The organism is Ralstonia edaphi (assembly GCF_958350185.1).
GTDB lineage: Bacteria > Pseudomonadota > Gammaproteobacteria > Burkholderiales > Burkholderiaceae > Ralstonia > Ralstonia edaphi.
The window spans coordinates 829,560-843,072 of the sequence record NZ_CATWHI010000003.1; the positions used below are offsets into that span (position 1 = coordinate 829,560).

Annotated in this window: 12 protein-coding genes; 5 read left to right on the forward strand and 7 right to left on the reverse strand. The window is 66.2% G+C overall.

Annotation, left to right across the window (positions count from 1 at the left end; all coding sequences use genetic code 11):
* Nucleotides 1-21: 21 nt before the first annotated feature.
* On the reverse strand, nucleotides 22-1,806 hold the full coding sequence (locus R2669_RS14335; protein ID WP_316900748.1) for an ABC transporter permease: 1,785 nt from the start codon (nucleotides 1,804-1,806) through the stop codon (nucleotides 22-24).
* Nucleotides 1,807-2,093: 287 nt separating this feature from the next.
* Between R2669_RS14335 and R2669_RS14340 the strand changes: the two genes are divergently transcribed.
* Nucleotides 2,094-2,381: an acylphosphatase gene (locus tag R2669_RS14340; protein WP_316900750.1), complete on the forward strand. Its 288-nt coding sequence runs from the start codon at nucleotides 2,094-2,096 to the stop codon at nucleotides 2,379-2,381.
* A 102-nt stretch (nucleotides 2,382-2,483) separates the two neighbouring features.
* Complete coding sequence (locus R2669_RS14345; protein WP_316900752.1) at nucleotides 2,484-4,070, forward strand: inorganic phosphate transporter; 1,587 nt, start codon at nucleotides 2,484-2,486, stop codon at nucleotides 4,068-4,070.
* 82 nt (nucleotides 4,071-4,152) lie between these two features.
* Here the strand turns inward: R2669_RS14345 and ppk2 are convergent, their stop codons facing one another.
* Nucleotides 4,153-5,055, reverse strand: a complete 903-nt coding sequence (gene ppk2, locus R2669_RS14350) for a polyphosphate kinase 2 (protein WP_027678801.1) — start codon at nucleotides 5,053-5,055, stop codon at nucleotides 4,153-4,155.
* 231 nt (nucleotides 5,056-5,286) lie between these two features.
* Here ppk2 and R2669_RS14355 point away from each other — a divergent pair, with 231 nt between their 5' ends.
* Together R2669_RS14355 and R2669_RS14360 are read left to right on the forward strand one after the other, a co-directional pair.
* Entirely contained in the window at nucleotides 5,287-6,486 is a 1,200-nt protein-coding gene (locus tag R2669_RS14355) for an AVRPPHE avirulence protein (RefSeq protein WP_147214340.1), read from the forward strand.
* A 21-nt stretch (nucleotides 6,487-6,507) separates the two neighbouring features.
* Nucleotides 6,508-7,746 (forward strand): AVRPPHE avirulence protein, encoded by a 1,239-nt coding sequence (locus R2669_RS14360; RefSeq protein WP_147214339.1) that lies wholly within the window; start codon nucleotides 6,508-6,510, stop codon nucleotides 7,744-7,746.
* Between the two features lie 34 nt (nucleotides 7,747-7,780).
* Here the strand turns inward: R2669_RS14360 and R2669_RS14365 are convergent, their stop codons facing one another.
* Entirely contained in the window at nucleotides 7,781-8,638 is an 858-nt protein-coding gene (locus tag R2669_RS14365) for a 23S rRNA (adenine(2030)-N(6))-methyltransferase RlmJ (protein WP_147214338.1), read from the reverse strand.
* Between the two features lie 60 nt (nucleotides 8,639-8,698).
* Entirely contained in the window at nucleotides 8,699-10,132 is a 1,434-nt protein-coding gene (locus tag R2669_RS14370) for a CoA transferase (RefSeq protein WP_316900754.1), read from the reverse strand.
* Between the two features lie 107 nt (nucleotides 10,133-10,239).
* Here R2669_RS14370 and R2669_RS14375 point away from each other — a divergent pair, with 107 nt between their 5' ends.
* The gene (locus R2669_RS14375) at nucleotides 10,240-11,472 is read left to right on the forward strand and encodes a citrate synthase family protein (RefSeq protein ID WP_316900756.1); all 1,233 of its coding nucleotides are present in this window, start codon (nucleotides 10,240-10,242) and stop codon (nucleotides 11,470-11,472) included.
* A gap of 15 nt (nucleotides 11,473-11,487) precedes the next feature.
* On the opposite strand, the gene minE is transcribed toward R2669_RS14375, so the two are convergent.
* The 3 genes from minE to minC are packed head-to-tail and all read right to left on the reverse strand — an operon-like array spanning nucleotide 11,488 to nucleotide 13,388.
* Nucleotides 11,488-11,742, reverse strand: a complete 255-nt coding sequence (minE, locus tag R2669_RS14380) for a cell division topological specificity factor MinE (protein WP_147214336.1) — start codon at nucleotides 11,740-11,742, stop codon at nucleotides 11,488-11,490.
* 12 nt (nucleotides 11,743-11,754) lie between these two features.
* Nucleotides 11,755-12,573, reverse strand: a complete 819-nt coding sequence (minD, locus tag R2669_RS14385; protein ID WP_009239512.1) for a septum site-determining protein MinD — start codon at nucleotides 12,571-12,573, stop codon at nucleotides 11,755-11,757.
* A 44-nt stretch (nucleotides 12,574-12,617) separates the two neighbouring features.
* Nucleotides 12,618-13,388, reverse strand: a complete 771-nt coding sequence (minC, locus tag R2669_RS14390) for a septum site-determining protein MinC (protein WP_316900758.1) — start codon at nucleotides 13,386-13,388, stop codon at nucleotides 12,618-12,620.
* Nucleotides 13,389-13,513 lie beyond the last annotated feature (125 nt).

The window sequence follows — 13,513 nt, forward strand, 5'->3', positions numbered from 1 at the left end:
GGCAGGATCATGAGTCTGTTTTTAGAGGCGAGTGCGCTCTTGCGCGATGTCATACAGGCGGTTCCACAGCAGCCGGTTGAAGCCGACCACGAACAGGCTCATCACGGCAATGCCCAGCGCAATACGCGGGAAGTCGCCCTTCGATGTCATCTCGGCGATGTAGCTGCCCAGGCCCGTGGCCACCAGCGTGCGGTCGCCCCAGGACACATATTCGGAGACGATGCTGGCGTTCCACGAGCCGCCGGCCGCCGTCACCAGGCCGGTCAGCAGATTGGGGAACACGGCGGGGATGAGGAAGCGCTTCCACAGCAGCCAGCCGCGCAGGCCGAAGTTGCGGGCCGCCAGTTTGAGTTCGGTCGGGATGGCCGACGCGCCGGCAATCACGTTGAACAGGATGTACCACTGCGTGCCGAAAATCATCAGCGGGCTCAACCAGATTTCCGGGTTGAGCGCGAAGCGCGCGATGAGCATCACCGCCAGCGGGAACATCAGGTTGGCCGGGAACGCCGCCAGGAACTGCGCCACCGGCTGGGCGATGCGTGCCACGTTCGGGTTCAGGCCGATGCGGATGCCGATCGGCACCCACACCAGCGCGGCCAGCGCAATCAGCAGGATCACGCGCACCATGGTCAGGAAGCCGAGCCAGAAGACGTGGCCGACCTCGGCCCAGCCCACCTCGGAGCGCACGAATTGCAGCACGTGCGCCACCGCCATCAGCGCGGCCAGGATGATGACGACATCGGCGATGCGGTGCGACCACGGGAAGCGCGGCAGGAATCCGTTGCCGGGGGCCGCAGTGGGCCGCGTGCGTTCGGCACCCCAGGACAGCGTGCGCTCGGCCAGTGCGGCGGTGCGCTCCAGCAGCGCCTTGACCCACTCGGAGCGGCGCAGCAGGTCGAGCAGCCACGATTGCGGCTCGCGCTCCGACGACATCGAGTCGAAGCGGAAGCGGTCTGCCCAGGCAATCAGCGGGCGGAACAGCACTTGGTCGTACAGGATGATGCCGATCAGCATGGCCAGGATGGCCCAGCCGATGGCCGGCAGGTTCTGCTGCTGGATCGCCAGAGAAATGTACGAGCCGATGCCCGGCAGCTTGATGTCGTGGCCCGAGACCGAGATGGCCTCCGACGCCACCACGAAGAACCAGCCGCCCGACATCGACATCATCATGTTCCACAGCAGGCCCGGCATGGCGAACGGCACTTCGAGGCGCCAGAAGCGCTGCCACTTCGACAGGCGGAACACCGTGGCCGCCTCTTCCAGGTCGGTCGGGATGGTGCGAAACGATTGGTGCAACGAGAACGCCATGTTCCACGCCTGCGACGTGAAGATGGCGAAGATGGCCGCGCATTCCACGCCGACGAGGTTGCCCGGGAACAGCGCGATGAAGCCCGTAACGGTGATGGACAGGAAACCCAGCACCGGAATCGATTGCAGGATGTCGAGCGCCGGCACCATCACCTTTTCGGCCGTGCGGTTCTTGGACGCAATGGCGGCAAACGCAAACGAGAACGCCAGCGACGCGCCCAGCGCCAGCAGCATGCGGATGCTGGTGCGCAACAGGTAATAGGGCAGTTCAATGACGTCGAGGCTGACGTCCAGATGTTCGCCCGGCGTGTAGGGCACGTTCATCTGCTTGGCGGCGTAGGCCACGAGCACGATGGCGGCCAGGATGATCGGCAGCAGGGCCAGGTCGAACCGGTTGGGCGGCGCCGTCAGCAGGTTGCCGAAATTGACGCCAAGGTTGGTACCGAAGGTGGTACCCAAGCGGCCCCGGATGGTGGTTTCGTTGTCGTTCTGCTGCATCTTGGATAACCGGGACGGAAACCGCGGACGAAATTCGGGCGCCTCAAGGCCTGAGCCGAGGCGCAATACATGGCATGGCGTACTACGGGGCTGGGCGCGGTGCTTTGCGCAAGCGTTGCTTGGCACCCGGCGGCAAGCCGCCTAGTTTACCTTGCGTAACGTCAGAGCCCGCCGCGCGGTTGTCAGTCTGACGACGTCACATTCCAGAAATGTGACAGAGATGCGACAGCGCCGGTTTGTCATGTTTTACCCAACACATCACCTGCCGTTTGCTTCGGAGGCCTGCCATGTCCGCCATTGCGCAAGTGATCGTTACCGTACAGGGCCGCGTGCAAGGGGTCGGTTACCGCGCTGCGTGTGCCAACCGGGCCAGGCTGCTCGGCCTGCGTGGCTGGGTACGCAACCGTCGCGACGGCGCCGTCGAAGCCTTTTTGGCCGGCCCCGAGGCCAATGTGCTCAGCATGCGGGAATGGATGTGGGAGGGCCCGGACAGCGCCCAGGTGACGCAGCTGGATGTGGCAACGGGTGAGCATGAAGCGCCGGTCCCCGGTTTCGAGATCCGGCCGACGGTGTAATTTCCGGCAATCAACGGACACGGATTCGACACGAAACCGTCACCTAGTGCACAAGCTCGGCTCCTAGAATCGGTCACCCAGCCCCCTTCCTGGTGACCCGTCATGTCGCATCCCCTCTCCGTCCAGCCCGGGGCCGTGCCCGGGCGCTTCCGCAACCTTGGTATTGCAGCCTTCCTGCTGATGCTGGCGGGGGGCGCCGCCTACGTGGTGAGCCATCTGGTGACCGATCTGGAGGGCGTGTCCACCCGCTCGGCGTTGCCGTTCGTACTGCTGGGCATTGCGCTGCTGATCGCGCTGGGCTTCGAGTTCGTCAACGGGTTTCATGACACGGCCAATGCGGTGGCCACGGTCATCTACACGCATTCGCTGTCGCCGCACCTGGCGGTGGTGTGGTCGGGTGTGTGGAATTTTGCGGGCGTGATGGTGTCCAGCGGGGCCGTGGCCTTCGGCATCCTGCAACTGCTGCCGGTGGAGCTGATCCTGCAAGTGGGCAGCCACTCGGGCTTTGCGATGGTGTTTGCGCTGCTGATCGCGGCCATCATCTGGAACCTGGCGACGTGGTATCTGGGGCTGCCGTCTTCCAGCTCGCACACGCTCATCGGTTCGATCATCGGCGTGGGCCTGATGAACCAGCTCCTGCACGGCGCGAACGGCACCAGTGGCGTGGACTGGAGCCAGGCGCTGGGCGTGGGCAAGTCGCTGCTGTTTTCGCCCATCATCGGGTTTCTGCTAGCAGGGCTGCTGCTGTGGGTGCTGAAGGCCGCGGTACGCGTGCCCGCCCTCTATGCCGAGCCCGAGGGCAACCAGCCGCCGCCGTTCTGGATCCGCGCGCTGCTCATCCTCACATGCACGGGCGTGTCGTTCGCGCACGGCTCCAACGACGGGCAGAAGGGCATGGGCCTGATCATGCTGATCCTGATCGGCACGGTGCCTACCGTCTACGCGCTCAATCGCGCCGTCACCCCGGCCGAGACGCAGACCTTCCTGGCGGTGTCACACCACGCTGCGGACACGTTTGGCAAGTACGCCAACGGGGTGGCGCCGTCAGCCAATCCGCGTGCCGATGTGGAGGCCTATGTGCAGAAGCGCGTGCTGACGCCGGCCACGCTGCCGGCCGTGCAGGCGTTGACGAACAGCATCGCCGCGCAGGTCGGTGAGACGGGCTCGATTGCCGCCGTGCCGCAGAACGAAGTGGATAACGTGCGTAACAACATGTACCTGGCGTCCGAGGCCATCCGCCTGCTCAAGAAGAGCGGCCAGCCCGCCATCGCCAAGGACGACCAGGCCGTCATCGACAACTACAAGCACCAGCTCGACCACGCCACGAAGTTCATCCCCACGTGGGTGAAGGTGGCCGTGGCGATTGCGCTTGGCCTGGGCACGATGGTGGGCTGGAAGCGCATCGTCATCACCGTGGGCGAGAAGATCGGCAAGCAGCACCTGACGTACGGGCAGGGCGCGTCGGCCGAACTGGTGGCCATGGTGACGATCGGCGCGGCCGATGCGTATGGCCTGCCGGTATCGACCACGCATGTGCTGTCGTCCGGCGTGGCGGGCACGATGGCGGCCAACGGCTCGGGGCTGCAGTGGAATACCGTGCGCAGCCTGCTGCTGGCCTGGGTGCTGACGCTGCCCGCATCGATCGTGCTGGCGGGCGGCTTGTACTGGCTGTTCCGCGCAATCTTCTGAATATCTGAACGCGCGCATTCAACGAAAAAGGGCGACCGCGCAGGCCGCCCTTTATTGTTTCTCCGATGGCGTTGCCGCCGGTTCAGTAGACGTTCGGCACGATCATGTCTTCGGGCACCGGATGGCGGATGTACTCCGCGTGGTGCACGCGCTCGGGCAACAGCACCGGCGGATGCGGCACCGGGTGGTAAGGCACCTGCCCCAGCAGATGGTGGATGCAGTTCAGGCGCGCGCGCTTCTTGTCGTCGGCCAGCACGACCCACCACGGCGATTCGGGAATGTGCGAGCGCTCGAGCATCGCCTCCTTGGCCTGCGTATAGGCTTCCCAGCGGCGGCGGCTCTCCAGGTCCATCGGGCTCAGCTTCCACTGCTTGAGCGGATCGTCGATGCGGCTCTGGAACCGCACTTCCTGCTCTTCATCCGTAACGGAGAACCAGTACTTGACGATCTGGATGCCGGAGCGCACGAGCATCTTTTCGAACTCGGGCACGGAGCGGAAGAACTCTTCGTATTCCTCGTCGGTGCAAAAGCCCATCACGCGCTCGACGCCGGCGCGGTTGTACCAGCTGCGATCGAACAGGACGATTTCACCGGCGGCGGGCAGATGCGCTACGTAGCGCTGGAAATACCACTGCGTGCGTTCGCGGTTGGTGGGCGCCGGCAGCGCGGCCACGCGGCACACGCGTGGGTTCAGCCGCTGCGTGATGCGCTTGATGGCGCCGCCCTTGCCGGCGGCATCGCGCCCTTCGAAGATCACCACCAGCCGGTGGCCGGTCTCGATCACCCAGTCCTGCAGCTTGACGAGTTCGCCTTGCAGGCGGAACAGCTCGCGGAAGTACATGCGCCGCGTTTCGCGCGCTTCCTCGCTGATGCCTTCGCCGCCGCCGAGCAGGTGGTCGTCGATTTCCATCTCCAGCTCCTCGTCCAGCGTGTCGAGGAGGTCTTCCTGCAGGCGCGCCTGCCGGGCTGCGTCGCGTTCGCTCATGGTGTGTTGCTCCTGCCGATCTTGCCGAGAGTGCCGAGAGGGGCGCTGCGCACGGACAGCGCAGTGCAAGTCTAAGCCCGACTAGGTAGCACGGGCATGTGGCAGGGGAGTGACATGGCGGCTTCGGCCATGGCGTCATGGCTTCGCACGGCAGCACAAGCGCGCACGGCAGCGCTCCTAAGCTACCTGCGCCGCCGCGTATCTTGCGGGCCACAGAAGCCGGAGCTGCCCATGCCGTCCCCATTGCGATCGATCCTAAGCTGCCTCCGTCCGACGTCGCCGGCCGAAGAGCGCGCTTCCACTTCAACCGGCCACCCGGCCGAGTCGGCCACCCACGCGCCGCGCCGTGCGCCGGTGACGTTGCAGGGCCTGGCCAGCTTTGACGCCCAACGCATGCGTGAGCGGCAGGTCGAGATCCGGGCCCTGGCGCCCGACACGCGCAGGGCGCTGTCCGACGGCGAGTGCCAACTCGGCGGCTACGTACAAGGCCGCCAGATCGACGGCCGCCCGGTGGAGGGCAGGGCGCTCGACCGGCTCAAGCTCGCTAACGAAACCGTCATGGAGACCCGCCAGGCCCTGGCGCATGGCCGCGGCAATGTCGTCGACGATATCCAAGACAGCAACGGCCAGAGCACGATCCGGGCGGTGGCTGGCCGTATCGTGAGGACACAGCTTCCATCCAACTACGGTCCTGAGGTCAGCATCGCGGCGAGCGCCATGGCAGCGCAGGCGGGCAATTGCGGCGAGCATGCCAACGTCGCGGCGTTTCTGCATGCCGCCAAGCTGGGCAGCGGCGAATACGCATATGCCGTGGGCAGCACGACAATCGACCACCGCTGGGCGCAGTGGCACGCCGCCAGGGCGCGCGACCCAGAGCACGACATCGTCATGGACCCGTGGGGCAAAGGCCCCGCCATTTTTGCGGTGGATGGTGAATTCGCGGGGGGCCAACACGACATCGGGATCGCGCGCGAGTACGACCAGAGCACGGGTGCCAAGGCCCATGCGGACATGAGCGAACTCCAGCGCGATCACCATCAGCAGATGCAGACCAATCTGCACGTGGTGATGGAGCATCTGGGGCCCGATTTCCGGATTGGGGACGGTGCGATCTTTGCCGTCACGCCAGTCATCTCCAGCGAGTTCGCAGCACGCGTCAGCCAGAAGATGTCTGCGGCACCGGACGCTGCCAAGCTGGCACCGAAAGACCGACGCCTCGTGCGGCAGGCGAAAGAACGGATACGCGCTGGCGAACCCCGGATGGCACCGTTGCGTCAGGAAATTCACGCCACGCAAACCGCGCGGGCCTTGGGCGCCAGCGGCGTACGGGAAGTCACGCAAGCAGCTGCACGCATCGCCCAGGTGGCGGCGGATCTGGAGAACTATCCGCTGGCATCGCACCCTGCGCAGACCGCGCCCGAGAATTCCTGATCCAAACGATCCCGAGGCCGAATGCATTCCGCACGCGCACCCGCCCTGAGTGGCATCCGTCCGGCGGAGCCTGCCGCAGACCCGGCGTCCTCCAGTCCGATCGAACACGCCGCCGCCCCGACGGCACGCACACCCCGCCGTGCATCCGGCGCATTGCAGGATCTGGCACAGCGGCCGGGCGCTTCTGGGCGGCAGGTCAGCATCACGGCGTCGCCGCAACATGAGGTGCTCACTGCGCGGACTGCGCTGTCGGACAGCGAATGCCAACTGGGTGGCTACCTGCTGGCCCGGCAGATCGACGGTCGTCCCGTCGAGGGCCGCGAGCTTGAACGGTTGAAGCAAGCCAATGCGACGGTCATGGAGACGCGCCAGGCGCTGGCGCATGGTCGCGGCAACGTGTCTGACGACATCCGCGACAGCAACGGCCAGAGCACGATCCGGACTGTGGCCGGCCGGCGCCTCGGGAGGAAGTACCTGCCCGGAACCTGCATCCCGAAGAAAAGTCCCCTGTTCAAGTACTCTGCCGAAGTCCGGGCCGCAGCAGGCGCCATGGCGGCACAGGCCGGCAATTGTGGCGACCACGCCAACGTGGCAGCGTTTCTTCACGCTGCCAAACTGGAAGACGGTGAGCGCGTCCAGGCCGTCAGCAGCAAAATCGTGGATCACGTCTGGGCAGAGTTACATGGCGAAACCTCAAGCCGCGCGCATGACATCGTGATGGACGCATGGGGCAAAGGCCCGGCCATCTTCGCCGAAGACGGCGCCTTTACTGCGAACGAACGCGACACCGCAATCGAGCACCATTACGACAAAACCACGGGCGCCGATGCCCACGCAGAAATGCACATGCTTCAGGCCAAGCACCAGCAGCGCATACAAAAAGACCTGGACCGCCAGATGAAACGGCTCGGGCCCGATTTCCGGTATCCGAACAACGCGATCTGGGAGCCGACAGCGGTCGTCTCCGCCGAATTCGCGCAGCGCGTGCCGAGAAAGATGTTCCAGCCCGTCAACCCAGCCAAGCTGGCGCCGCCGCCCGAAAGCGAAGCGCAGCAGTCAGCCGAGCCGGTGTATATGGACGAACTTTGGATGGCGCCACTGCGCCAGCAGATCCACGCGACCGAGACGGCGCGCGTGCTGGGTGCCAGCGGGGTACGAGAGGCAACGCAGGCGGCTGAGCGCATTGCGCATGTCGCGGCGGACTTGCGCCGCTATCCGCTGGAATCGCATCCGGCGCAAACCGCGCCCGACGATGTCTGACGGTATGGCCCGCGCGAGGCGATAGCCTCAAGCCTCAGCTCGATTCGCCTTCCAGCATGAACTTGGCGCCGTCGTCCTGGCCGAGCAGGCGCACCAGCGTCGGCATGGCTTCCTGCAGTTGCGCCTTCAGCGTCCACGGCGGGTTGACGATGAACATGCCGCTGCCGTGCAGGCCGAGGCCACCCTCGACCGGGTGCTTGACCGTGAGCGTGACGTGCAGCCAGTCCGCCGGTCGCAACTGCTTCAGACGCGAGGGAAACTGCGCGGCTTCGCGCCGCTGCACGAGCGGATACCAGACCGCATACATGCCGGTGGCGAAGCGCTGCAGGCTGTCTTGCAGGGCCTGCACGGTGCGGGCGTAGTCCTGCTTGTCTTCGAAGGACGGATCGATCAGCACCAGCGCACGGCGCGGCGGCGGCGGCAGGATCGCCTTGATGCCGGCAAAGCCGTCGCCGTCGTACAGCATGACCTTGCGGCCGGCACCGCGGAAGTTGTTGGACAGCACCTTGATTTCGGAGCTGTGCAGCTCGAACAGGCGCAGGCGATCGGCGTCGCGCAGCATCTGCCACGCCAGCCACGGCGAGCCGGGGTAGTGCCGGAGTTCACCGTTCGGGTTCAGCTCGCGCACCTGGTCGAGGTATGCATCGAGCAGGGGCGGTAGCGTTTCGCCCGCTTCGGCGGCGCGCCACAGCGGGCCAATGCCGGTATCGAATTCGGCCTTCTTCTGCGCCCATTCGTGATCCAGCGCGTAGAGGCCGGCGCCAGCATGCGTGTCGATGTACCAGAACGGCTTGTCCTTCTGCGTGAGGTAATCGAGCATCTGCACAAGCACGGCGTGCTTGAGGACATCGGCGTGATTGCCGGCGTGGAAGGCGTGACGGTAACTGAGCATCGGCGGGCCATGTGCGCCCGGAGTATCAGGCGCGGGCAGAGAAAACGGTAGGCGCGAATGCTACCACCGCGCGGGATGCGTCCCCAGCGGCACGCTGGGCAGCGTCCAGTGCGGCGGCGTGTCAGAGAGCTGCCCCGCGTGGCGCAGCGCGGTGAGCGCGCCAAAGCCAGACGGCGACGTTTCCAGATACGCACCGATCTCTTCATAGCGCGGGTCGGCCGCATCGAACCCGTTGGCCATGCGGCCGAAGCTGCGCAGCCAATGCGCCGTCTGCGCGAGCGACACACGCACGTGCCAGCTGCCGCCCTCCGTCATGCGGCGTGCGAGCGCCGTCATCGCGCCAGCCGCCATCAGGTAGCCAGCGCCGTGGTCGAGCGCCTGAGCGGGCAGCGGACGCGGCTTGGCCTCACCGGCGGCTTGCGCTTCGGCCCAGTTGAAACCGCTGGCGGTCTGCACGAGCGAATCGAAGCCTCGGCGATTGGCCCACGGGCCGTCATAGCCGTATGCGCACAGGCTGACGTAGACGATGCCTGGGCGCAGCGCGGCAATCTGCTCCGGACCAAACTGCAGCGCCGCCAGGCCACCCGGTCGATAGCCCTGCACGAAGATATCGGCGTCGCGCAGCAGCGTGCGGAGTTGCCCCGCACCGGCCGCGTCGCGCAAGTCGAGCTGCGCGGAGCGCTTGCCGCGCCCGGTGTCGATCACCAGGGGTGGGATCGCCGGCAGATGCGGCCCCGTGACGAGCAGCACGTCGGCCCCATGCGCTGCGAGCGTCCGGCCGCAGACGGGGCCTGCAATCACGCGCGTGAGATCGAGCACGCGCACGCCCGAGAGCGGTCGGCCGTCGGCATGCGCCGCCAGCGGCTGCGGTGGCGCATCGCCAATGCGTTCGATCGTCATCAGCGGCTGGCTGGCGACGGCCATGCCCTGCGGGTGCGCGTCCCACTCTTCAAACGTGCGCGCGGCGGTGACGACCATGCCGGCCTGCGCCGCCGCCTCTTCAAATGCCTCGGCGTTCCATTGATTCAGCGCGGCGGCCACGGCGGCCCGGTCATACGCGCAGCCGAGCAGCTTCAGCACACCGTCACGGTGATGCGCAAAGTTGGTGTGCAGGCGCACCCAGCGGCCATCGCCGCAGCGGTAGAGCCCGGCGATCTTGTCCCAAGGTTCCGGGGGCAACTGGCCTTCGACACGGAAGTAGCGCTCGGAGCGGAACTCCAGCGCGGCGTGGTGCATGTCGACCGATACGGTTTGCTGCCGCCCGCTGCGCAACGTGTCGACCTGCGCGGCAGCGAGGGCGGCAGCAGCAATGGTGCTCTGCGCCAGCGTGCCCACCGCAAACGACGACGGCAGCGCCGGCTCGGCGCCCGTGAGTGTGGCGCGCGACAGCACATCGGCCGGCTGCCCGAGCACGTTCCATAACTGGTTCAGTGCGCGGGCGGGGCTGACAGTCTGCATGGAAGGATCAACCACATCAGCAACGGGTGACGGCATGGCGGGGCTCCGCAAGCAAGGTGCGCCCATTACAGTCCCGCGCGGCCGATAGCGTCAACATTGACTAGACTGATCAACCTCGATTGCCGTCCACTTCATCCGGCCCGATGACTGCCTACCTCAATGCCGCCGAAGCCGCCGAGCGCCTGCGCATCTCGCGCCCCACGCTGTACGCCTATGTGAGCCGCGGGCTGCTTGCCGCGTACCCGTCGCCAGACGGACGCGGCAGCCGCTACCGCGAGGCCGATGTTGCACGGCTGGCCGATCAGCGTTCCGGCGGACGGCGCCCGCGCCAGGTGGTGCGTCATGCGCTGGACTGGGGCCTGCCCGTCATGGAATCGGCCATCACGCTCATCGATCATGGGCAGTTGTTCTACCGCGGCATGCCGGCGCTGGAACTGGCCGAACACGCCACGCTGGAAACCGTGGCGGCGCGGCTGTGGCAGTGCGAAGAAGCGGGCGCCTTCAACGCACCCGCGCCTGTGTTGCCGAAAAGTTGGTACGCGGCGCTCACGTCGCTGGCAGAGGCGGACATCCGCCAACGTTGCATGGCGCTGTGCGCGCTTGCCCTGCCGGCGCTGGACGAAGCCGCGTGGCGACAGGATGCTGCACGCACGGCGCGCGATGCCGGTGCGCTGCTGCGCGTCGTGTTTGCCGCCATGCTGGGCCGCAAGCCCGACACCGCGCCCGTGCACCTGCAATGCCAGCAGGCATGGAACGTTGATGCGCACGCCGCCGAGGCCATCCGCGTCGCATTGGTGCTATGCGCCGATCACGAACTCAATGCCTCGAGCTTTGCAGCGCGCGTGGTGGCGTCGACCGGCGCCAGCCTGGGCGCGGTGGTCAGTGCGGGGCTGGCTGCGCTTACGGGTGGCCGGCATGGCGGCACCACCGCGCGCGTCGAGGCCTTGCTGAGCGAGCTGGAAAGCGAGCGCTCCGTGGCAACGGCATTGCGCCGCCGGCTGGATCGCGGCGATGCGCTGCCGGGCTTTGGCCATCCGCTGTATCGCCAGGCCGACCCACGCGCGCAAGCCATCCTGGCGCACTTGCCGAAGACGGGCGCGGTGCGCAAGCGGCTGCAGACAGTGATGGACGCCGTGGCCGGATTGACCGGCGATGGGCCATCGGTGGATTTCGCGCTGGTGGCCATCCGCCGCGTGCTGAGGCTGCCGGAAGGTTCAGGCTTTGGCCTGTTTGCCGCGGCGCGAACGGCGGGTTGGATTGCGCACGCGCTGGAGCAGCGCGCGGCGGGGCAGTTGATCCGCCCGAGAGCCGCCTATGTGGGGCCGATGCCGGCCGCGCCGGAGGCACCGGCGGGCCGCATCATTCGCGTCAGGTAACGACGCAGGCCGAGGTCAGGCCTGCGGAATCTCGATCTTCACCTCAAGCACTTCCAGGTTGTCCTGGCGCTCGAGGTTGACCTTGATGTCGTCGTTGCCGATCTTCACGTATTTGGAAATCACCGCCACCAGCTCGCGTTGCAGCGCGGGCAGGTAGTCGGCCGGAGCACCGCCGCCGGTGCGTTCATGGGCGAGGATGATCTGCAGGCGTTCCTTGGCAACGCTTGCAGTCTTCTTCTTCTCGCCCAGCAGGAAAGACAGAATCGACATTGAGGCGTCTCCTTACTTGCCGCCGCCGAACAGGCGCTGCAGAAAACCGGGCTTGTTGTATTCGACGTAACGGAGTTCCTTTTCCTTGCCCAGGAATCGGTCGATCACGTCGTGGTACGCGTTGGCCACGTCCGAGCCTTCCAGATGGATGGCAGGCAGGCCTTGGTTGGACGCTTGCAGCACGGCTTCGGATTCCGGAATCACGCCGATCAGCTTGATGCGCAGGATTTCCTGGATGTCGGTCAGCGACAGCATCTCGCCTTCGGACACACGCTTCGGGTTGTAGCGCGTGAGCAGCAGGTGTTCCTTGATCGGCTCCTTGCCTTCCACCGCGCGGCGCGACTTGGACGACAGGATGCCCAGGATGCGATCGGAGTCACGCACGGAAGAGACTTCCGGGTTCGTCACCACGATGGCCTCGTCGGCAAAGTACATCGCCATCAGCGCGCCCGACTCGATACCGGCCGGCGAATCGCAGACGATGTATTCGAAGCCCATTTCCTTCAGGCCTTCGATCACCTTCTCGACGCCTTCACGCGTGAGCGCGTCCTTGTCGCGCGTTTGTGAGGCGGGAAGGATGAAGAGGTTCTCGCACTTCTTGTCCTTGATGAGGGCCTGGTTCAGGTTGGCCTCACCGTGGATCACGTTGATCAGGTCATACACGACGCGGCGCTCGCAGCCCATGATGAGGTCGAGGTTGCGCAGGCCGACGTCGAAATCGATGACGGCGGTCTTGTGGCCGCGCAGCGCAAGGCCGGCAGAGAACGCCGCACTGGTGGTCGTCTTGCCGACGCCGCCCTTGCCGGAGGTGACTACGATGATCTTGGTCATGGCTCGTATATCGAAAAGTTAAATCGCTCGGCGCACGGGGTGCGTCACTTCATCCGCAACGGTTCGAAAACCAGCGTGTTGTCCGCGAGCCGGACCTGCGCAGGCTTGCTGGCGTAGGCGTCGGGCCACGGGGTTTCGCCGGTGCGGTAGATGCCGGCGATGGAAATCAATTGAGGCTCCAGGCACGTGCAGAAGATGCGCGCGTCCAGGTTGCCCTTCACGCCTGCCAGCGCACGGCCGCGCAGCGAGGCATACACGTAGATGTTGCCCTCGGCGATCACCTCGGCGCCGTCGCTCACCAGGTCCAGCACGACGAGGTCGCCGCGCGCATAGATGCGCTGGCCGGATCGCAAGGGGCGATCGACGATCATCGTGCCGGGCTGCATGGCCACGGCATCGGCGGCGGGAACGGCGGGGGTAGGGGCAGGTGCTTCTGCGGCTTGGGCGTGTTCGGGCGCATCCTGTGCGTCCTTTCCGTCCTTCTCACCGCGCGGGCGACGGCCGTGGCTGTCGAGCAGCGGCAGGCCAAAAGCCTGGGCCCACTCGGCCTGCTCGGGGCTGGCCACCACGCCGATCGCGCGGGCACGCAGCGCGGTCAGGGTCTCCACCAAACGGTCGATGGGCAGGCGCTCGTCTTCGGCCAGGCGGCGCACATCGATGGCGATCACGTCGTTGGAGAAAAACTCCGGCGTGTCGGCAAAGCGTCGCGTGAGTTCGGCGGCCAGGGCGTCCATGTCGGCGGTGCGCGGCGACAGCAGCAGGGCATCGACGGTGCCGCTGCGGATCTCGAACAGCGGCGCTTTCTTCTGGGACATAGAACGGCTACGCGGAAAAATGGGCTCATTCTAACGTTGTTGACGAAACGTCTTGGATTTTTTGGCCCTGCCGATCCGCCATCTGGCTGAGACCCGCAACCGGCATCGTTCTCCACGCCGCCGAG

Excerpts from the sequence above, each read along its gene's own strand:
- minE (WP_147214336.1), bottom strand. The coding sequence starts at position 11,742 with ATGTCGATTCTGTCTTTCCTGCTGGGCGAGAAGAAGAAGACTGCAAGC.
- R2669_RS14335 (WP_316900748.1), bottom strand. The coding sequence starts at position 1,806 with ATGCAGCAGAACGACAACGAAACCACCATCCGGGGCCGCTTGGGTACC.
- R2669_RS14365 (WP_147214338.1), bottom strand. The coding sequence starts at position 8,638 with ATGCTCAGTTACCGTCACGCCTTCCACGCCGGCAATCACGCCGATGTC.
- ppk2 (WP_027678801.1), bottom strand. The coding sequence starts at position 5,055 with ATGAGCGAACGCGACGCAGCCCGGCAGGCGCGCCTGCAGGAAGACCTC.
- R2669_RS14360 (WP_147214339.1), top strand. The coding sequence starts at position 6,508 with ATGCATTCCGCACGCGCACCCGCCCTGAGTGGCATCCGTCCGGCGGAG.
- R2669_RS14345 (WP_316900752.1), top strand. The coding sequence starts at position 2,484 with ATGTCGCATCCCCTCTCCGTCCAGCCCGGGGCCGTGCCCGGGCGCTTC.
- R2669_RS14375 (WP_316900756.1), top strand. The coding sequence starts at position 10,240 with ATGACTGCCTACCTCAATGCCGCCGAAGCCGCCGAGCGCCTGCGCATC.
- R2669_RS14340 (WP_316900750.1), top strand. The coding sequence starts at position 2,094 with ATGTCCGCCATTGCGCAAGTGATCGTTACCGTACAGGGCCGCGTGCAA.
- minC (WP_316900758.1), bottom strand. The coding sequence starts at position 13,388 with ATGTCCCAGAAGAAAGCGCCGCTGTTCGAGATCCGCAGCGGCACCGTC.
- R2669_RS14355 (WP_147214340.1), top strand. The coding sequence starts at position 5,287 with ATGCCGTCCCCATTGCGATCGATCCTAAGCTGCCTCCGTCCGACGTCG.
- minD (WP_009239512.1), bottom strand. The coding sequence starts at position 12,573 with ATGACCAAGATCATCGTAGTCACCTCCGGCAAGGGCGGCGTCGGCAAG.
- R2669_RS14370 (WP_316900754.1), bottom strand. The coding sequence starts at position 10,132 with ATGCCGTCACCCGTTGCTGATGTGGTTGATCCTTCCATGCAGACTGTC.